This window comes from Citrobacter sp. wls714, from assembly GCF_005281025.1.
Lineage (GTDB): Bacteria > Pseudomonadota > Gammaproteobacteria > Enterobacterales > Enterobacteriaceae > Citrobacter > Citrobacter werkmanii.
The window spans coordinates 20,117-38,277 of record NZ_SZWZ01000024.1; the positions used below are offsets into that span (position 1 = coordinate 20,117).

General features: G+C 50.5%; 18 protein-coding genes. 10 read left to right on the forward strand and 8 right to left on the reverse strand.

All coding sequences use genetic code 11. The features are described 5' to 3' along the window. Positions 1-4: 4 nt before the first annotated feature. The 5 genes from cysE to FDX11_RS02245 all read right to left on the reverse strand — a co-directional run bounded on the left by cysE (position 5) and on the right by FDX11_RS02245 (position 3,176). Positions 5-826: a serine O-acetyltransferase gene (gene cysE, locus FDX11_RS02225; protein WP_016154965.1), complete on the reverse strand. Its 822-nt coding sequence runs from the start codon at positions 824-826 to the stop codon at positions 5-7. Positions 827-903: 77 nt separating this feature from the next. After that, entirely contained in the window at positions 904-1,923 is a 1,020-nt protein-coding gene (gene gpsA, locus FDX11_RS02230) for an NAD(P)H-dependent glycerol-3-phosphate dehydrogenase (RefSeq protein ID WP_008786462.1), read from the reverse strand. Continuing rightward, positions 1,923-2,390: a protein-export chaperone SecB gene (gene secB, locus FDX11_RS02235; RefSeq protein WP_003024155.1), complete on the reverse strand. Its 468-nt coding sequence runs from the start codon at positions 2,388-2,390 to the stop codon at positions 1,923-1,925. The genes gpsA and secB overlap by 1 nt, the downstream gene beginning before the upstream one ends. Before the next feature lie 50 nt (positions 2,391-2,440). Beyond that, entirely contained in the window at positions 2,441-2,692 is a 252-nt protein-coding gene (gene grxC, locus FDX11_RS02240; RefSeq protein WP_003024152.1) for a glutaredoxin 3, read from the reverse strand. Positions 2,693-2,744: 52 nt separating this feature from the next. Beyond that, positions 2,745-3,176, reverse strand: a complete 432-nt coding sequence (locus FDX11_RS02245; RefSeq protein ID WP_003024148.1) for a rhodanese-like domain-containing protein — start codon at positions 3,174-3,176, stop codon at positions 2,745-2,747. A 249-nt stretch (positions 3,177-3,425) separates the two neighbouring features. Between FDX11_RS02245 and gpmM the strand changes: the two genes are divergently transcribed. Genes gpmM through FDX11_RS02260 form a run of 3 tightly spaced genes read left to right on the forward strand, consistent with a single transcriptional unit; the run spans position 3,426 to position 7,190 of the window. After that, the gene (gene gpmM, locus FDX11_RS02250) at positions 3,426-4,970 is read left to right on the forward strand and encodes a 2,3-bisphosphoglycerate-independent phosphoglycerate mutase (protein ID WP_137397411.1); all 1,545 of its coding nucleotides are present in this window, start codon (positions 3,426-3,428) and stop codon (positions 4,968-4,970) included. Positions 4,971-5,003: 33 nt separating this feature from the next. After that, positions 5,004-6,263 carry a murein hydrolase activator EnvC gene (gene envC / locus FDX11_RS02255; RefSeq protein WP_233639320.1) on the forward strand — a complete coding sequence of 420 codons (1,260 nt, stop codon included), beginning with the start codon at positions 5,004-5,006 and terminating at the stop codon, positions 6,261-6,263. A 3-nt stretch (positions 6,264-6,266) separates the two neighbouring features. Continuing rightward, positions 6,267-7,190, forward strand: coding sequence for a divergent polysaccharide deacetylase family protein (locus tag FDX11_RS02260; RefSeq protein ID WP_061380912.1), 924 nt, complete (start codon positions 6,267-6,269; stop codon positions 7,188-7,190). Here FDX11_RS02260 and FDX11_RS02265 read toward each other — a convergent pair whose 3' ends face one another. The 3 genes from FDX11_RS02265 to kbl form a co-directional block, all read right to left on the reverse strand. Beyond that, on the reverse strand, positions 7,191-8,228 hold the full coding sequence (locus tag FDX11_RS02265; protein WP_061380911.1) for a glycosyltransferase: 1,038 nt from the start codon (positions 8,226-8,228) through the stop codon (positions 7,191-7,193). A 192-nt stretch (positions 8,229-8,420) separates the two neighbouring features. Continuing rightward, positions 8,421-9,446: an L-threonine 3-dehydrogenase gene (tdh, locus tag FDX11_RS02270; RefSeq protein WP_137349133.1), complete on the reverse strand. Its 1,026-nt coding sequence runs from the start codon at positions 9,444-9,446 to the stop codon at positions 8,421-8,423. A gap of 9 nt (positions 9,447-9,455) precedes the next feature. Continuing rightward, entirely contained in the window at positions 9,456-10,652 is a 1,197-nt protein-coding gene (gene kbl / locus FDX11_RS02275) for a glycine C-acetyltransferase (RefSeq protein WP_042311589.1), read from the reverse strand. 214 nt (positions 10,653-10,866) lie between these two features. Here kbl and rfaD point away from each other — a divergent pair, with 214 nt between their 5' ends. Genes rfaD through FDX11_RS02310 form a run of 7 tightly spaced genes read left to right on the forward strand, consistent with a single transcriptional unit; the run spans position 10,867 to position 18,136 of the window. Then, complete coding sequence (gene rfaD / locus FDX11_RS02280) at positions 10,867-11,799, forward strand: ADP-glyceromanno-heptose 6-epimerase (RefSeq protein WP_003827312.1); 933 nt, start codon at positions 10,867-10,869, stop codon at positions 11,797-11,799. Positions 11,800-11,808: 9 nt separating this feature from the next. Then, positions 11,809-12,855: an ADP-heptose--LPS heptosyltransferase RfaF gene (rfaF, locus tag FDX11_RS02285; protein WP_137397412.1), complete on the forward strand. Its 1,047-nt coding sequence runs from the start codon at positions 11,809-11,811 to the stop codon at positions 12,853-12,855. A 3-nt stretch (positions 12,856-12,858) separates the two neighbouring features. Continuing rightward, a complete protein-coding gene (rfaC, locus tag FDX11_RS02290) occupies positions 12,859-13,827 on the forward strand; it encodes a lipopolysaccharide heptosyltransferase RfaC (protein ID WP_137397413.1) in 969 nt (322 codons plus the stop codon). Between the two features lie 16 nt (positions 13,828-13,843). Beyond that, positions 13,844-15,124, forward strand: coding sequence for an O-antigen ligase (locus FDX11_RS02295; protein ID WP_137397414.1), 1,281 nt, complete (start codon positions 13,844-13,846; stop codon positions 15,122-15,124). Next, positions 15,121-16,134: a glycosyltransferase family 2 protein gene (locus FDX11_RS02300; RefSeq protein ID WP_042311583.1), complete on the forward strand. Its 1,014-nt coding sequence runs from the start codon at positions 15,121-15,123 to the stop codon at positions 16,132-16,134. The genes FDX11_RS02295 and FDX11_RS02300 overlap by 4 nt, the downstream gene beginning before the upstream one ends. A gap of 1 nt (position 16,135) precedes the next feature. After that, positions 16,136-17,191 carry a lipopolysaccharide core heptosyltransferase RfaQ gene (rfaQ, locus tag FDX11_RS02305; protein ID WP_137397415.1) on the forward strand — a complete coding sequence of 352 codons (1,056 nt, stop codon included), beginning with the start codon at positions 16,136-16,138 and terminating at the stop codon, positions 17,189-17,191. After that, positions 17,192-18,136, forward strand: a complete 945-nt coding sequence (locus FDX11_RS02310) for a glycosyltransferase family 8 protein (protein WP_042311579.1) — start codon at positions 17,192-17,194, stop codon at positions 18,134-18,136. Positions 18,137-18,161 lie beyond the last annotated feature (25 nt).

The window sequence follows — 18,161 nt, forward strand, 5'->3', positions numbered from 1 at the left end:
GAAATCAGATGCCGTCGCCGTACTCGAACGTATGATGTATCCCGTTGAAATGCTGATCCATATCCATGGACGGCTTATCGCTGTCAGGTTTGCCGACAATGCGTGCCGGAACGCCTGCGGCGGTAGTGTGTGGCGGTACGGGTTGTAAAACGACGGAACCCGCGCCAATCTTTGCGCCGCGTCCGACTTCAATGTTGCCGAGAATTTTCGCGCCCGCGCCAATCATCACCCCTTCACGAATTTTTGGATGACGATCGCCGCCCGCTTTACCGGTCCCGCCAAGCGTAACGGATTGCAAAATAGAGACATCGTTTTCAATTACAGCGGTTTCACCCACCACAATACCGGTGGCGTGATCGAGCATAATCCCACGGCCAATTTTTGCCGCCGGATGAATATCTACCTGGAAAGAAACAGATACCTGATTTTGCAGGAAGATTGCCAGCGCCTGACGCCCCTGATGCCATAGCCAGTGGCCGATGCGGTAGGCCTGAAGCGCATGAAAGCCCTTCAGATACAGAAGTGGGGTGGAATATTTGTCGACGGCCGGGTCGCGCGTGCGTACCGCCTGGATATCACAAGCCGCCGAAGCAATCATTTCAGGATCGGCCGCGTAGGCCTCTTCCACGACTTCGCGAATCGCAATGGCAGGCATGATTGGAGACGCGAGCTTATTCGCCAGCATATAGCTCAGCGCGCTGCCGAGGTTTTCATGCTTGAGCAGCGTTGCGTGGTAAAAACTGGCCAGCATAGGCTCACATTCCGCCAGTGCCCGGGCTTCCGCTTTAATGTTTTTCCAGACGATATCCAGTTCTTCACACGGCATTGCGTACTCCAGAAGGTAGCAAAACGACCGACCCGTTCTTCGCGGGTCGGGTCGTTATATTCAACAGTTCCTTACAGCTAGTGGCGGCTCAGCTCATCCTTGCGTGCACGGCCTAATAACGTTAATGCTGCCTCGCGCGCGTTTTTTCCGCAATACAATACTTGATAAATTTCCTCGGTTATTGGCATCTCAACACCAAAACGGTGCGCCAATTCACGAACTTCTTTCGTATTGCGGTAGCCTTCCACCACCTGACCAATCTTGTCCTGCGCACCCTGCACGTCCATCCCCTGGCCGAGCATCATGCCAAATCGACGGTTGCGCGACTGGTTGTCGGTACAGGTCAGCACCAGATCGCCTAAACCCGCCATCCCCATAAAGGTGGCAGGATCGGCACCCAGCGCCGCGCCAAGACGCGACATTTCGGTCAGTCCACGGGTGATCAATGCGGTTCGCGCATTTGCGCCAAAACCGATGCCGTCGGACATCCCCGCACCAATCGCAATGACGTTTTTCACCGCGCCGCCAAGCTGCACGCCAATGAAATCCGGGTTGCTATAAACGCGGAAGCTTTTGCCGCAGTGCAGCAACTGCTGGAGATCGTCAGCGAAAGTATCGTCCGTTGAGGCCAGAGAAATCGCCGTCGGCATACCCGCCGCCAGCTCTTTGGCGAACGTCGGGCCGGAGATGACCGCCAGCGGAATAGAATCCCCCAGCGCTTCACGCGCCACATCCTGCAGCAGACGCCCTGTTTCCGCTTCCAGACCTTTTGTCGCCCAGACCAGACGCGCATCAGGACGCATTAGCGGTTTGATGTTACGCAGCACTTCGCCAAAGACGTGGCTCGGCACCACCACCAGAATATTACGGCTGGCGGCCAGCGCAGTGGCTAAATCACTTTCCAGGCGCAGCGTGTCGGGAAAAGGCACATCAGGGAGGAACGCGACGTTGCAGCGATCGTGCTCAAGGGTCGCGATATGTTTTGGATCATGGCCCCACAGCACAACCTGATGGCCATTTCTTGCCAGGGTAATGGCAAGAGCGGTGCCGTACGAGCCGGCACCAATCACAGTCATTGAAGCATTACTTTGGTTCATCAGGCATCCTGATGTTCTTCAGTACCTTCGCCAGCCTGCTGCTGTAAATAGTTCATGAACAGCGCATCAAAGTTGACCGGCGCAAGGTTCAGTTGCGGGAACGTACCGCGTGAAACCAGGCTAGTGATGCATTCGCGGGCATACGGGAACAGAATGTTCGGGCAGTATGCGCCGAGGCAATGCGCCATCTGAGTCCCTTCGATACCACTGATGGAGAAAATACCGCCCTGCTGAACTTCACACAGGAACGCCGTTTCTTCGCCAAGAGAAGCCGTTACGGTGACACGCAGCACTACTTCATACACGTCATCTGCCAGTTGGGTAGATGCGGTATCAAGATCAAGTTTAACCTCTGGCTGCCAATCTTTCTGGAAAACATGCGGTGCATTTGGCGCTTCGAAAGATACATCCTTGGTATAGATACGTTGGATCTGGAAAGCCATTTCAGTGTTATTTTGTTCTGACATGTTTAGAAAACCCTTAGTGTTGTCCTTTAAATAAATACTTTCAGTACGCCTTATCGCAGCAGGGGATCCAGTCCACCACGCGCATCCAACGCATACAAGTCGTCACAACCGCCAATGTGCTGTGCATCAATAAAAATCTGCGGAACCGTCGTACGGCCACTGCGTTTGATCATCTCTTCACGCTTTACGGCATCGCCGTCAATCGGAAGTTCCTGGAAACTCACACCCTTGCTGTTCAACAGCGCTTTTGCGCGATGGCAAAACGGGCAGGTTGCTTTGGTATAGATCTCAATATTGGCCATGACTTATCTCCAGTGTTCTTTTTACCCAGCGGCATGAAAGAAGACGGGTAAATTACTTGCCGCGAACCAGTGGCAGATTCTCACCACTCCAGCCCGCTACGCCGTCTTTCAGTACGGATACCTGCTCAAAACCGGCTTTAATCAGCGCAGTTGCTGAATCCTGGCACTGCATGCCTGAACCATCAACCACAATCACAGGTTTGTTTTTGTGTTTTTCAAGTTCGCCAAAATTGTTGGCTTTGATTTCGCTCGGCAGCAGGTTAGTGGAGCCTGCGATATGGCCTTTGCGGAAGTCGTCGCGCTGGCGTAAATCCACAACAACGGCGTCTTCTTTGTTGATGAGACGTGTAGCTTCGCCGCGAGTAATCACCTTCACTTTTGAGGTCAGGCTCTTAAACGTGGTAAATAATACAGCCGCCAGTAACGCAATCCAGGCGATACTCAAGACAGGGTGGCGACTAACAAATTGCATAATTTCTTGCATGGGGGGTAACAACTCCCGACTCAGTGATTAAAAAAACCAGGAAAGGAGTATACCTGCGCGTTGGCGCAAATACAGCCAGAGCGTGCATTGGATTGCATTTTTGCGGGGCGCTACGGAAAAAAAAATGTAAATCGGTGTTCCCCCTGGCACGCGATCCCCCATTATTTGATCTTCGGGGGCTACTTTATCGATTCAGCTGTAGTAAAATTACGCAATTATTTTTTATCTATTGAGTGTGAGGTTGTCGCAATGTCGGTTTCTGAAAAACCTATGGTACTGGTGATTCTGGATGGCTACGGCTATCGCGAAGACAGCCAGGATAACGCCATTTTTAGTGCTAAAACCCCGGTAATGGATGCACTGTGGGCAAAACGTCCGCATACCCTGATTGATGCGTCTGGTCTGGAAGTCGGCCTGCCCGATCGCCAGATGGGCAACTCCGAAGTGGGTCACGTCAACCTGGGCGCGGGCCGTATCGTGTATCAGGACCTTACCCGTCTGGATGTCGAAATCAAAGAACGTACTTTCTTCGCTAACCCGGTGCTGACCCACGCGGTCGACCAGGCAAAAAATGCCGGAAAAGCGGTACACATCATGGGTCTGCTCTCTGCTGGCGGCGTTCACAGCCATGAAGATCACATCATGGCGATGGTAGAACTGGCCGCTGAACGCGGTGCGGAAAAAATCTATCTGCACGCTTTCCTTGATGGTCGTGATACCCCGCCGCGCAGCGCTGAACATTCCCTGCAGAAATTCGAAGAGAAATTTGCCGCCCTGGGCAAAGGTCGCGTAGCGTCCATCATCGGTCGTTACTACGCCATGGACCGCGACAACCGTTGGGATCGCGTAGAACAGGCTTACGATCTGATGACGCTGGCAAAGGGCGAGTTCCAGTTCGCTACGGCGGTTGAAGGCCTGCAGGCTGCTTATGCCCGCGACGAAAACGACGAATTCGTCAAAGCGACCGTGATCCGTGCCGAAGGTCAGGCAGATGCAGCTATGGAAGACGGCGATACGCTGATTTTCATGAACTTCCGTGCTGACCGTGCGCGTGAAATCACTCGCGCATTTGTTAACGCTGATTTCGACGGCTTCGCCCGTAAGAAAGTCGTTAACCTCAACTTTGTGATGCTGACCGAATACGCGGCAGACATCAAAACTGCGGTTGCTTACCCACCAGCATCTCTGGCCAACACCTTTGGCGAGTGGATGGCGAAGAACGAAAAAACGCAGCTGCGTATTTCCGAAACTGAAAAATATGCGCACGTAACCTTCTTCTTCAACGGCGGTGTAGAAGAGCCGTTCAAAGGCGAAGACCGTATTCTAATCAACTCTCCGAAAGTCGCTACCTACGATCTGCAGCCGGAAATGAGTTCTGCTGAACTGACCGAGAAGCTGGTTGCAGCGATTGAGAGTGGTAAATACGACACCATCATTTGTAACTACCCGAACGGCGACATGGTTGGCCACACCGGGGTGATGGAAGCAGCGGTTAAAGCGGTTGAAGCGCTGGACCATTGCGTTGAGCAGGTAGCGAAAGCCGTTGAATCCGTTGGTGGACAGCTGCTGATCACCGCAGACCACGGTAACGCAGAGCAAATGCGCGATCCGTCTACTGGCCAGGCGCATACCGCGCATACCAACCTGCCGGTTCCGCTGATTTATGTCGGTGGTAAAAACGTAAAAGCGGTCGAAGGCGGTAAACTTTCGGATATCGCCCCGACGATGCTGACACTGATGGGTATGGAAATCCCGCAAGAGATGACTGGTAAGCCGCTGTTCATCGTGGAATAATCCCTCCCCATGAGGGGAAAGGCGATTAATACCATCACTCGGGCCGTGAAACTGCCAAAGTTTTCAGTCAGGCCCTTGTTCTACGCCAGCGCGCTTAGCGCTGGCGTATTGCTGTGCGCCTTTTCCGCCCACGCGGACGAACGCGATCAGCTCAAATCTATTCAGGCCGATATCGCGGCAAAAGAACGCGCGGTACGCCAACAGCAACAACAACGTTCCACTCTCCTCGCTCAGCTTAAAGCTCAGGAACAGGCTATTGCCGTCGCCGCAAGGCAACTGCGCGAAACACAAAACTCATTGGCACAGCTGAATGCACAAATCGCTGAGATGAACGCCGCGCTCGCGAAGCTGGAAAAGCAGCGGGCAGCGCAAGAGCGCAGCCTGGCAGCACAGTTAGACGCCGCGTTTCGCCAGGGTGAACACACCGGTATTCAGCTCATCCTCAGCGGCGAAGAAAGCCAGCGCGGACAGCGCCTGCAGGCCTATTTCGGCTACCTGAACCAGGCGCGGCAAGAAACTATCGCGCAGCTGAAACAAACCCGCGAAGAGGTCGACTCGCAAAAAGCCGAGCTGGAAGATAAGCAGAGCGAACAGCAGACCCTGCTGTACGAACAACGCGCTCAGCAGGCTAAGCTGGAGCAGGCGCGTAACGAACGCCAGAAAACACTGTCGGGTCTGGAATCATCAATTCAACAGGGCCAGCAGCAACTGGGCGAAATGCGCGCTAACGAATCCCGTCTGCGCAACAGCATTGCTCGCGCCGAAGCCGCGGCCAAAGCGCGCGCGGAACGTGAAGCGCGCGAGGCGCAGGCCGTACGTGATAAGCAGAAGGATGCGTCACGAAAAGGCTCGACCTACAAGCCGACCGAAAGCGAAAAATCACTGATGTCCCGTACCGGTGGCCTGGGTTCGCCGCGCGGCCAGGCATTCTGGCCCGTTCGTGGCCCAACGCTGCATCGTTATGGCGAACAACTGCAGGGTGAGCTACGTTGGAAGGGTATGGTTATTGGCGCATCCGAAGGCACCGAAGTTAAAGCCATTGCCGATGGTCGCGTCATTCTGGCGGACTGGCTGCAGGGCTATGGCCTGGTGGTGGTGGTTGAGCACGGTAAAGGCGATATGAGCCTGTACGGTTATAACCAGAGCGCGCTGGTCAGCGTCGGTACGCAGGTTCGCGCCGGGCAGCCTATTGCACTTGTGGGTAGCAGCGGCGGTCAGGGCAGGCCGGCACTCTATTTCGAAATTCGTCGCCAGGGTCAGGCGGTCAATCCACAGCCGTGGTTGGGAAGATAAGTTTTGCCTCAATTTCGTCGTCAATTACTCTCTCTTGCCAGCGTGCTGGCCTTCGTAACACCTGTTTTTGCTGGCAAACTCGCCATCGTTATTGATGATTTCGGCTATCGTCCACAAACTGAAAATCAAGTACTGGCGATGCCTTCCACCATCTCGGTTGCCGTTCTCCCTAATGCCCCACACGCGCGTGAAATGGCGATTAAAGCGCATAACAGCGGGCATGAAGTGTTAATCCATCTGCCGATGGCGCCGCTGAGCAAACAACCGTTAGAGAAAGATACTTTGCGCCCGGAAATGAGCAGCGAAGAGATTGAGCGCATTATTCGCGACGCGGTAAGTAAAGTGCCGAATGCCGTGGGGCTGAACAACCATATGGGTAGCGCGATGACTTCCAGCCTGTTTGGCATGCAGAAGGTGATGCAGGCGCTGGAGCGTTACGATCTCTACTTTCTGGACAGCATGACTATCGGCAACAGCCAGGCCATGCGCGCAGCGTCAGGAACCGGTGTGAAGGTCATCAAACGCAAAGTCTTCCTGGATGACACACAAAATGAAGCTGACATTCGTCGTCAGTTTACTCGCGCCGTCGATCTTGCACGCCGCAACGGCTCAGCAATCGCCATTGGTCACCCTCACCCTTCCACGGTGCGAGTATTACAGCAGATGCTTTATAATCTGCCAGCCGATATTACGCTGGTTCGCCCGAGCAGTCTGCTCAATGAACCGCAGGTCGATACCTCCAGACCCAACCTCACGCCGCCGAATAACAGCGCACCACGTAATCCTTTCCGTGGTGTGAAATTGTGCAAACCGAAACAGCCGTTAGAACCCATTTACGCCAGTCGATTCTTCACCGTACTCGGTGAAAGCATCACCCAAAGTACGCTGGTGCAGTATATGCGCCTGCAGTGGCAGGGCTGGCAATAATCAGTCGTTAAGTTCCAGCGTTAAATGGGCCAGGCGGCGCGGCGTCAGTGATTTATCGCGCCACTGGCTAAAACGGATGGCCCACAGCAGCACCTGATAACCCAGCTTAACGCTGCAGATATTACTTACCATCCGTTTGAACATACCCGACACAAATACTTCAGCAATCATACGCTGGCGGATTTTTTCGTCCGGCTCTTTACGTATGCAATGACAAACGCGTAGCGCTTCGTAAATCACCTGCTGTTTGAATTCCGGGTAAATGGGAATGCGCCCGGCGTACTCGTGATTCATCTTGTCGAGCAGGCGGGTAATTTTGATGTAGTGGCGCTGATAGGCGAGGTTCTTCAGCCCGGTACGCGGCAGACGGCTGACGGACGCGCCGTGCAGAAAGTATTTGTACAATGGAACTTCCGTGTAGCGCGCGCGTTTGGCGTTAAACATAAATTCCGTGGTCCAGATGATATCCTGGTGGTGCAGGCCAGACAGGAAGGTCAGCCCCGCGTCGCGGATCGTCTGATGACGATATACGCCCATCCAGACAACATGCCGCCAGCGGCGGCTGGCTAACGCTTTTCTTAACCAGTCCGGTCCGGTCATCACGTCAGTAGAACGTATACGATCGGTAGGAATGGATGCCCATGTATGCCCCGTCTCCGCAATACACCAATCGGCATTGCACTGCGCCACATCCAGATTGTCCTGCAGCGCCATATTCATCAACGTTTCATACATTTCCGGATAAGCAATATCATCGCCGTCAACATAAGCGATGTACTCACCCCTGGCGACTTCCATCCCGGTATTACGCGCCGCTGAGACTCCCCCGTTCCGCCGATGCAGTAGATGAACGTGCGGATAACGATCCGCATATGCCTGTGCGAGCTGCGCAGAGTTATCCGTAGAGCCATCATTAACAATGATGATCTCCAGATTTTTCCACGTTTGCGCAATCAGCGAATCCATACACGCAATGAATGGTTCACCCGTATTGTAGAGCGGCATAATGACGCTCAATAGGCCGGGGGTATAGGTCATGTCAAATCCTGCCAAACAGTATAATTAACGGCAATTTCTAACATATTTAGCGGTAAATCTTCAGAGAAAATTTCTCAAAACTTTAGCGGAAAATGCGCCGGATGAGTGAGTGCAGCAAACAAAAAAATCCCCGGAGAGTTAACGATAGTCAACATCCGGGGATTACATACAGAATCCACTACGTGGATACGGTTAATCCCAGCTCAGGATCACTTTCCCTGACTGGCCTGAACGCATCGCGTCAAAGCCTTGCTGGAATTCATCGATCGAGAATCGATGGGTGATGATTGGCGACAAATCCAGACCAGACTGAATCAGTGCAGCCATTTTGTACCAGGTTTCAAACATCTCGCGACCGTAGATACCTTTAATAAACAGCCCCTTAAAGATAACCTTTGTCCAGTCGATAGACATATCTGACGGAGGGATCCCCAGCATAGCAATACGCCCACCGTGGTTCATGGTGTCCAGCATAGTGCGAAACGCTGGCGGCGCACCGGACATCTCCAGGCCTACATCAAACCCTTCGGTCATGCCCAGCTCAGCCATCACGTCGGTCAGATTTTCTTTCGATACGTTGACCGCGCGGGTGATGCCCATTTTGCGTGCCAGCTCAAGACGATACTCATTCACGTCGGTGATCACCACGTGGCGTGCGCCAACGTGCTTCGCGACCGCCGCCGCCATAATACCGATTGGACCCGCGCCGGATACCAGCACATCTTCACCCACCAGATCGAACGACAGCGCCGTGTGCACCGCATTACCGAATGGATCGAAGATAGACGCCAGATCGTCGGAGATATTGTCCGGAATTTTAAACGCGTTAAATGCAGGGATCACCAGGTATTGTGCAAAACAACCAGGACGGTTTACACCGACACCGGTCGTATTGCGGCACAGGTGAGTACGCCCACCACGGCAGTTACGGCAATGGCCACAGGTGATATGGCCTTCGCCAGAAACGCGATCGCCGATTTTAAAGCCTTTGACTTCCTGACCGATGCCAACAACTTCGCCGACATATTCATGCCCCACGACCATCGGCACCGGGATGGTTTTTTGCGACCAGTCATCCCAGTTATAAATGTGAACGTCAGTCCCGCAGATGGCTGTTTTACGGATTTTAATCAGCAAATCGTTATGGCCGACTTCCGGTTCAGGAACGTCGGTCATCCAAATGCCCTCTTCCGCTTTCAGTTTGGATAACGCTTTCATTTCACATCCTCAGGCAATAACGCCCAGTTGTTTACCAATGCGTGTGAACGCCTCAACAGCACGCGTAATCTGCTCAGGGGTATGCGCTGCAGACATCTGAGTACGGATACGCGCCTGGCCTTTTGGAACCACTGGATAGAAGAATCCAGTAACGTAAATCCCCTCTTTTTGCAGTTCACGGGCAAACTCTTGCGCCACCACCGCATCACCCAGCATAACCGGGATAATCGCGTGGTCCGCACCGGCTAACGTAAAGCCTGCGGCAGACATTTGCTCGCGGAACTGCCGCGCGTTCGCCCACAGGCGATCGCGCAGTTCGCTACCTTCCTCGACCATTTCCAGCACTTTAATGGAAGCAGCCACAATCGCCGGAGCCAGTGAGTTGGAGAACAGATACGGACGTGAACGCTGGCGCAGCCACTCCACCACTTCCTTACGGGCTGCGGTATAGCCGCCGGATGCGCCGCCAAGCGCTTTGCCCAGCGTGCCGGTGATGATGTCGACACGGCCCATCACATCACAGTATTCATGCGAACCACGGCCATTTTCGCCGACGAAGCCAACCGCATGGGAATCATCGACCATCACCAGCGCATCGTACTTATCCGCCAGATCGCAGACGCCTTTCAGGTTCGCGATCACGCCATCCATAGAGAACACGCCATCGGTGGCGATCAGGACATGACGGGCCCCCGCTTCACGCGCTTCTTTCAGACGCGCTTCCAGCTCGACCATGTCGTTGTTGGCGTAACGGAAACGCTTTGCTTTACACAGACGAACGCCGTCAATGATTGAAGCATGGTTCAGGGCATCGGAGATGATCGCGTCTTCTGCGCCCAACAGCGTTTCAAACAGGCCGCCGTTGGCGTCAAAGCAGGAAGAGTAAAGGATGGCATCTTCCATACCGAGGAAATCCGCCAGTTTTTGCTCCAGTTGCTTATGGCTGTCCTGGGTCCCGCAAATAAAGCGTACCGAAGCCATACCAAACCCGTGAGAATCCATACCCGCTTTTGCCGCTGCAATCAGTTCCGGGTGGTTAGCCAGCCCCAAATAATTGTTCGCACAAAAGTTAATGACGTGGCTTCCGTCTGCCACGGTGATATCCGCCTGCTGGGCAGATGTAATAATGCGCTCTTCTTTAAACAATCCTTCCGCACGTGCGGTTTCGAGATCGTTGGTTAACTGTTTGTAAAAATCCCCACGCATTTCAATTCTCCAGACTGGGCAAATTTCAGCACATATTACCCAAAGCTATACATTGATACGAGATGACGCATCATCACTTCTTCAAAATGAAGCATAAATCACGCGTACCCGCACAGCTTATCGGTGAATGGCTGAAGCCTGGACCATGTAGTGATATGATAGAAGTATTCGTGTCTGAGATTGTCTCTGACTCCATAATTCGAAGGTTACATTTATGATCATCGTTACCGGCGGCGCGGGCTTTATCGGCAGCAACATCGTTAAGTCCCTGAATGATAAAGGCATCACCGATATTCTGGTGGTGGACAACCTGAAAGACGGCACTAAATTTGTTAACCTGGTGGACCTGAATATTGCTGACTACATGGATAAGGAAGACTTCCTGATCCAGATTATGGCTGGCGAAGATTTCGGCGATATCGAAGCGATTTTCCACGAAGGCGCATGCTCCTCCACCACCGAGTGGGATGGCAAGTATATGATGGATAACAATTATCAATACTCCAAAGAGCTGCTGCACTACTGCCTGGAGCGTGAAATTCCGTTCCTGTACGCCTCTTCCGCCGCGACTTACGGCGGTCGTACATCTGATTTCATCGAATCCCGTGAATATGAGAAACCACTGAATGTCTATGGCTACTCAAAATTCCTGTTCGACGAATACGTGCGCCAGATCCTGCCAGAAGCCAACTCTCAGATTGTTGGCTTCCGCTATTTCAACGTCTACGGACCGCGTGAAGGCCACAAAGGCAGCATGGCAAGCGTCGCTTTCCACCTCAACACCCAGCTTAACAATGGCGAAACACCAAAACTGTTCGAAGGCAGTGAAAACTTCAAACGTGATTTCGTTTATGTTGGCGATGTGGCGGCGGTAAATCTGTGGTTCCTCGAAAACGGGGTTTCCGGCATCTTTAACCTCGGTACCGGGCGCGCGGAATCTTTCCAGGCCGTTGCCGATGCAACGCTGGCGTACCATAAAAAAGGCAGCATTGAGTACATTCCATTCCCGGAAAAACTGAAAGGCCGCTACCAGGCATTTACCCAGGCAGATCTGACTAACCTGCGCGCAGCGGGCTATGACAAGCCGTTTAAGACCGTTGCCGAAGGCGTAACGGAATATATGGCCTGGCTGAACCGCGACGCGTAAGAAGTTAGCATGAAAATACTGGTGATCGGCCCGTCATGGGTGGGCGACATGATGATGTCGCAAAGTCTCTATCGCACGCTCAAGGCGCGCTATCCCCAGGCGATAATCGACGTGATGGCACCGGCGTGGTGCCGTCCGCTGCTGTCGCGTATGCCTGAAGTCAACGAAGCCATCGCCATGCCGCTGGGACATGGCGCGCTGGAGATCGGCGAGCGCCGTAAGCTTGGTCATAGCCTGCGTGAGAAACGCTATGATCGCGCCTGGGTGCTGCCTAATTCGTTTAAATCCGCTCTGGTGCCATTTTTTGCTGGCATTCCCCATCGTACCGGCTGGCGTGGCGAGATGCGCTACGGCCTGCTAAACGATGCGCGCGTGTTGGATAAAGAAGCATGGCCGTTGATGGTCGAGCGCTATGTGGCTCTGGCCTATGATAAAGGCGTGATGCTGACGGCCAAAGATTTGCCGCAGCCTCTGCTATGGCCGCAGTTGCAGGTCAGCGAAGGTGAAAAATCACTGACCTGTAGTCAGTTTTCTCTTTCTGCCGAACGTCCGATCATCGGTTTTTGCCCAGGTGCGGAATTTGGTCCGGCGAAACGCTGGCCACATTATCACTATGCGGAACTGGCGAAACAATTGATCGATGAAGGTCATCAGATTGTGCTGTTTGGCTCGGCAAAAGACCACGAAGCAGGAAATGAGATCCTCGCTACGCTGAGTGTTGAACAGCAGGCCTGGTGCCGTAATCTGGCGGGCGAAACGCAGCTGGAGCAAGCGGTCATTCTGCTCGCCGCCTGCAAAGCGGTTGTTACCAATGATTCTGGATTAATGCACGTTGCCGCCGCGTTGAATCGACCTCTGGTAGCATTGTATGGTCCAAGTAGTCCGGACTTTACCCCGCCGTTGTCGCACAAAGCGCGAGTCATCCGCCTGATTACGGGCTACCACAAGGTGCGTAAGGGCGATGCAGCAGAAGGTTATCACCAGAGCCTGATCGACATCACTCCTCAGCGCGTACTGGAAGAACTGAATGACCTGTTGTTACAAGAGGAAGCCTGACGGATGCGGGTTCTGATCGTTAAAACATCGTCTATGGGCGATGTGCTGCATACGTTGCCCGCATTAACCGATGCGCAGCAGGCCATACCGGATATTCACTTTGACTGGGTGGTGGAAGAAGGGTTCGCTCAGATCCCCTCCTGGCATTCGGCCGTTGACCGCGTGATACCGGTGGCGATCCGCCGCTGGCGTAAAGCGTGGTTTTCCGCGCCGATTAAAGCCGAGCGTAAAGCGTTTCGTGATGCCGTCCGTTTACAGCAGTATGACGCGATAATTGATGCCCAGGGGCTGGTAAAAAGCGCAGCACTGGTTACCCGTCTGGCACACGGGGTCAAGCATGGTATGGACTGGAGCACCGCCCGTGAACCGCTGGCGAGCCTGTTTTATAATCGCAAGCACCATATTGCCAGACAACAGCACGCCGTAGAACGTACGCGTGAATTGTTCGCAAAAAGTCTGGGATATACCAAACCGCAATCGCAGGGTGATTACGCTATCGCTCAGCATTTTTTGACGGAAGTAAATGCTGATACAGCGCAGTATGCGGTGTTTCTTCATGCCACGACCCGTGATGATAAGCACTGGCCGGAAGCCAACTGGCGGGAGCTGATTGGCCTGTTAAACAATACAGGCATACGCATTAAACTGCCCTGGGGAGCCGCGCATGAAGAAGCGCGTGCCAAGCGACTGGCGGAAGGGTTTACTTATGTTGATGTCCTGCCACGGATGAGTCTGGAGGAGGTCGCCCGCGTTCTGGCGGGGGCTAAATTTGTCGTGTCGGTTGATACAGGCCTGAGCCATTTAACCGCCGCATTGGATCGCCCCAATATAACGCTGTATGGCCCAACGGATCCGGGATTGATTGGGGGATATGGGAAAAACCAATATACACAACAGAGCCATTCCGGAAAATTGCAGGATCTGGATGCTAGTTTAGTCAACGCATCGCTGGTTGATAATAATTTGCTTTAACTTTAAGAGATGAACCATGCTTCACCAACACATGCTTTCTCGCTTTATATATAGTATAAAAAACAATCCATTCGATTTTATATACTTCTTATTTTATGTCGGGATACTTGCTACTTTAGGGATGGTACTGGTCAATCCGGATGAAGCACTGAAGATATTTATTTTCTCCACTGTTCTGTCTCTGCCTCTTATAGGTAAAAACTTAAAGCATGTATGCAGTAACAAAAAGAATCTGGTTTTGCCTTTTATGTTGCTACTCTTCGGTTTGCTGCAGATTATTTGGGTAGAAATATTTAAACAACCAGGCTCAGCTTTTACCGGAGCCTACCGCTCATACCAGAACGGTGGCAAAGTGATGCTATTTGCCGCACTGGTGATGGCCGCGCTAACATCGCGAGCGCCGTGTGCCAATAAAGCCCGCATCACCAGTATCTGGGTGATTGTTACAGCAATCGGTTTGTACCTTTTTGCGGGATATCAACTTGCCGGAGCAGCCGAACCTTTAAACTACCGCGTAGCACTTGGTTTTGAACACCAAACCGGCACAGCGTATGCGCTGACACTGATCGGCTTATTGGCGTCTCAGGCCATTATCAACCTGCGTATGAAACATACCGTTTCACTGTATCTGTTACATTTTTTGATCTCGCTGGCGGTTATCATTACCACGCAAACTCGGGCGGCGATTTTGGTATACCCGATCCTGAGCATCGGCCTGTTTCTCATACACCATCGCCACAACCGTGCCATGTTGTTTAAAGCATTATTGGGCTTCATGATACTGGTAGGTCTGGCGGCCATCCCTTTAAAGCCAGTACTTGAACATCGCTACCAGAATTTTATGCTGGATGTGCACTCTTACAGCCAGAACAATAGCAATACCTCTATTGGTGCGCGACTTGCGATGCAACGAGCAGGTATTGAGGCAGGGAAAGTACATCTCGGAGGGCAGTCACTTGAACAACGTAGTGCAGAAATTCAGCGACTTGCTGTAGAAGATAACTCGCTGCAAGGGGCAATTAAGTTCCTTGACGTCCATCTGCATAACGAAATCGTTGATACCTTTTCGCTGAAGGGCATCCCTGGTGTGATTGTGCTACTCTTGCTCTATACTGCCATGTTTTTAACAGCTTACTGGCAACGCAGTCCTCTGTTGTTCGTCATCTCAGGCGCTATCGCTATCTATGGCTTGAGTGATTTATTATTGTATGCCAAAGGTGAAGCCTTGAGCAGTGTGCTGGCGTTATGTGTAGCAGCAATGCTGAGCTCGAAATTCAACGAGAGAACAATGCCATGATTAACGCTTCAGGTTATTTGCTGAGCATAATTATACCTACTTATAACAATGCTGAACTCATCACAGCTACGTTGACATCGGTCCATCAGAGCATCACTGACGAGGTGGAGATAATAATTGTTAATGATGGTTCAACAGATTTAACGGAAGAGCGCATCAAGGCATTTTATCATGAGCATAACTGCAACAATGTAAAATATATAAGCCAGAAAAATCAAGGTGTTGCAATCACCCGCAACGTCGGATTGACCCAGGCAACGGGAAAGTATATTGGTTTTGTCGACAGCGATGACATTGTCTGTGCTGATTATTTCACTATCCTTCTCCCTAAACTTAGGGAGGGAAAATATGATATTGTGGAATTCAATTTAACTCGAAATATAAACAATCTGTATCAGAATAAACCTGGCGCAAAGAATACCCTGGCTCAACACGAAATTATTTTGGCTGATGATAACTATGCTCCCCTGTTGCCAACTTTTCGTGCCGGGCAATGGCATCTCATGACAAAAATTTTTCACCGCGACATTATTGGCAACGATCGATTCGAAGAACATCGTCGATATGAAGACATGATTTTTTGTCCCTTCCAATACTTTAAGTGTCATAACATATTAAAGATAGAGAATAAATTATATTACTATCGGGTAAATGAAAAAAGCATTACCGAAAATATTATTGATAGCGATGCGGACAGCATCTTCTTTGCTATGCGAAAAATGTATAACTATGTGAATGAAAATAACGAGAAACGTACCGTCGCCACATTAATGATCATCAATTGTTTTCTGGAAGGCCGCAAACTTTTACGCAAGAAAAAAGGCTACTATCGTTATAACGAAAGTATGTTGAATGACATTCAGAATGCGCTTGCGTGCTGCGATACAAAAATCGTTAAGAATAAAATAATCCTTAAGATGAAATACCCGCATATTGATCGTTCAATTTCTGAAATTAGATATAAGATACTATCCGCTTGCAAAAGTTTATTTTTTCGAAAGGGATTTTAACATGTTTGATAAAGTCGACCGTGTTCTTATTTGCAAGCTCAAATTTTATGGTGATGTTCTGTTAACAACACCTGTTATTGCCAGCATTCAGGCTCGTTATCCTCATGCTAAAATCGATCTGCTTCTTTATAAAGATACAAAATCAATTTTGGCAGCAAATGAAAGTATCAATGATTTTTATCTCATTGAGAAAAAGAAAGGCCTTTTAGATACAGTAAAAAATTATCTTTCAGTGCGTCAACAGCTGAAAAAAAATCACTATGACCTGATCGTTAACCTAACCGAGCAATGGCCGATTGGCGCTCTTGTTGCCTCCTTACGTCGCCCCTCAATTGCATTTGAGCGTGATAAGAAACAATGGAACAATCTTTTTGCACGTGTTACACCGATGACTGGCACGCACATAGTTGAACAAAATCTATCCATTTTAAAGGGTATCGGGTTTAGCGAAGCAGATCTGAAAAAAGAGATGTCACTGCACTATCGCCAGGATGATTACCACCATTTGGTTTACCAACTTCCGGCATTATCTTCACAAAAATATGTCGTTATTCAACCTACTGCCAGACAAGAATTTAAATGTTGGGATGATGATAAATTCGCCCATGTGATTGACCATCTGCATCAGCGTGGTCTGCATGTTTACCTCACCTGTGGGCCAGCACAAAGTGAGCAACAGCAAGTCCAGCGCATTGCTGAACTGTGTCAATCTGCCCCTGACCTGGCACTGGCAGGCAAAACAACCTTCCTGCAGTTGGCCGCGTTAATCGACCATGCCGTTCTTTACATCGGGGTCGATTCTGCGCCTATGCATATGGCGGCAGCATTAGGAACACCTCAGGTCTGTCTGTTTGGCGCGACCAATTATCAGCAATGGAGACCATGGTCAGATAACGCCGTGTTGATTTGGGCTGGTGATTACCATCCAATGCCCTCCAGAGATGAACTCGACAGGTCAAAAAAATATTTAACATGGATACCGGAGCAAGCCGTGATTGACGCTATCGATAGGGTACTTCATGATAGTGGCAATGATAAAGGTAATGAGAAAGCATAAATGGACAACAAAAATAACGTTATTAATATTGCTTACTGCACAGATGCTAATTATCTGGAATATGTAGCAGTGTCCATTATGTCTGTCATAATGAACAACCCAGGACAAGACCTGTCATTTTTCGTTTTTGTCTATGACGTCTCGGACGACGAAATCAATAAACTGCGCTCAACCAGTGATAAAATTCAGGTTATCAATATTGATAAAGAGGAGATTGAAAAGTATAACAATGACTTTGCAATCAAACATCTGAACCGTTCGACCTATATGCGCCTTGCCGTTCCGCGCTTACTAAAAGATAAAGTTGAGTACTTTATCTATTTAGATGCCGATACTCTATGTTTTGATAAACTCAATGATATTAATAGTATTGATATCAGTAACGTCATTTGCGCAGTCAGCCACGACTCGCTCGATATCCATGATACAAAAAATGCTAAACGCCTGGGTCTCAGTACAGGTCATTACTTCAATGCCGGTTTTTTGTATATTAATATCGCAAATTGGATTAAGTTCGACATCGAAAACAAAGCAAACACTGTACTATTTGAACAGGGAAAAAGTCTACCTTACTTTGATCAAGATGCTCTGAATATCGCAATGGATGGCAATGTTAAATTTATTGATAATCGATGGAATTTTTTGTTTAACTGGTTTAACGACCAACAAAAAGATAGCTTCTTCTATCAAAAAGATATCCTGCCACGTATTATCCATTTCACCGGTGGACGAAAGCCATGGTATAAAGAGCACACTGGGCTTTCACAGCAACTGTATCTTTTCTACCATCATTTCACACCCTGGCAGACCACAGAAATGCGCTCTTATGCCCCACGAATGAGGCCTACTGATTATCGGGTTTACTCACGTCAGGAAGCCAAAAGGGGAAATTACTGCGCTTCTATCAAATGGTATCTAAAATATCTCAAAACGAAATTGCGCTAAATAAAAAACTCCCTTTCGGGAGTTT

Excerpts from the sequence above, each read along its gene's own strand:
- cysE (WP_016154965.1), bottom strand. The coding sequence starts at position 826 with ATGCCGTGTGAAGAACTGGATATCGTCTGGAAAAACATTAAAGCGGAA.
- gpsA (WP_008786462.1), bottom strand. The coding sequence starts at position 1,923 with ATGAACCAAAGTAATGCTTCAATGACTGTGATTGGTGCCGGCTCGTAC.
- secB (WP_003024155.1), bottom strand. The coding sequence starts at position 2,390 with ATGTCAGAACAAAATAACACTGAAATGGCTTTCCAGATCCAACGTATC.
- grxC (WP_003024152.1), bottom strand. The coding sequence starts at position 2,692 with ATGGCCAATATTGAGATCTATACCAAAGCAACCTGCCCGTTTTGCCAT.
- FDX11_RS02245 (WP_003024148.1), bottom strand. The coding sequence starts at position 3,176 with ATGCAAGAAATTATGCAATTTGTTAGTCGCCACCCTGTCTTGAGTATC.
- gpmM (WP_137397411.1), top strand. The coding sequence starts at position 3,426 with ATGTCGGTTTCTGAAAAACCTATGGTACTGGTGATTCTGGATGGCTAC.
- FDX11_RS02265 (WP_061380911.1), bottom strand. The coding sequence starts at position 8,228 with ATGACCTATACCCCCGGCCTATTGAGCGTCATTATGCCGCTCTACAAT.
- tdh (WP_137349133.1), bottom strand. The coding sequence starts at position 9,446 with ATGAAAGCGTTATCCAAACTGAAAGCGGAAGAGGGCATTTGGATGACC.
- kbl (WP_042311589.1), bottom strand. The coding sequence starts at position 10,652 with ATGCGTGGGGATTTTTACAAACAGTTAACCAACGATCTCGAAACCGCA.
- rfaD (WP_003827312.1), top strand. The coding sequence starts at position 10,867 with ATGATCATCGTTACCGGCGGCGCGGGCTTTATCGGCAGCAACATCGTT.
- rfaF (WP_137397412.1), top strand. The coding sequence starts at position 11,809 with ATGAAAATACTGGTGATCGGCCCGTCATGGGTGGGCGACATGATGATG.
- rfaC (WP_137397413.1), top strand. The coding sequence starts at position 12,859 with ATGCGGGTTCTGATCGTTAAAACATCGTCTATGGGCGATGTGCTGCAT.
- FDX11_RS02295 (WP_137397414.1), top strand. The coding sequence starts at position 13,844 with ATGCTTCACCAACACATGCTTTCTCGCTTTATATATAGTATAAAAAAC.
- FDX11_RS02300 (WP_042311583.1), top strand. The coding sequence starts at position 15,121 with ATGATTAACGCTTCAGGTTATTTGCTGAGCATAATTATACCTACTTAT.
- rfaQ (WP_137397415.1), top strand. The coding sequence starts at position 16,136 with ATGTTTGATAAAGTCGACCGTGTTCTTATTTGCAAGCTCAAATTTTAT.
- FDX11_RS02310 (WP_042311579.1), top strand. The coding sequence starts at position 17,192 with ATGGACAACAAAAATAACGTTATTAATATTGCTTACTGCACAGATGCT.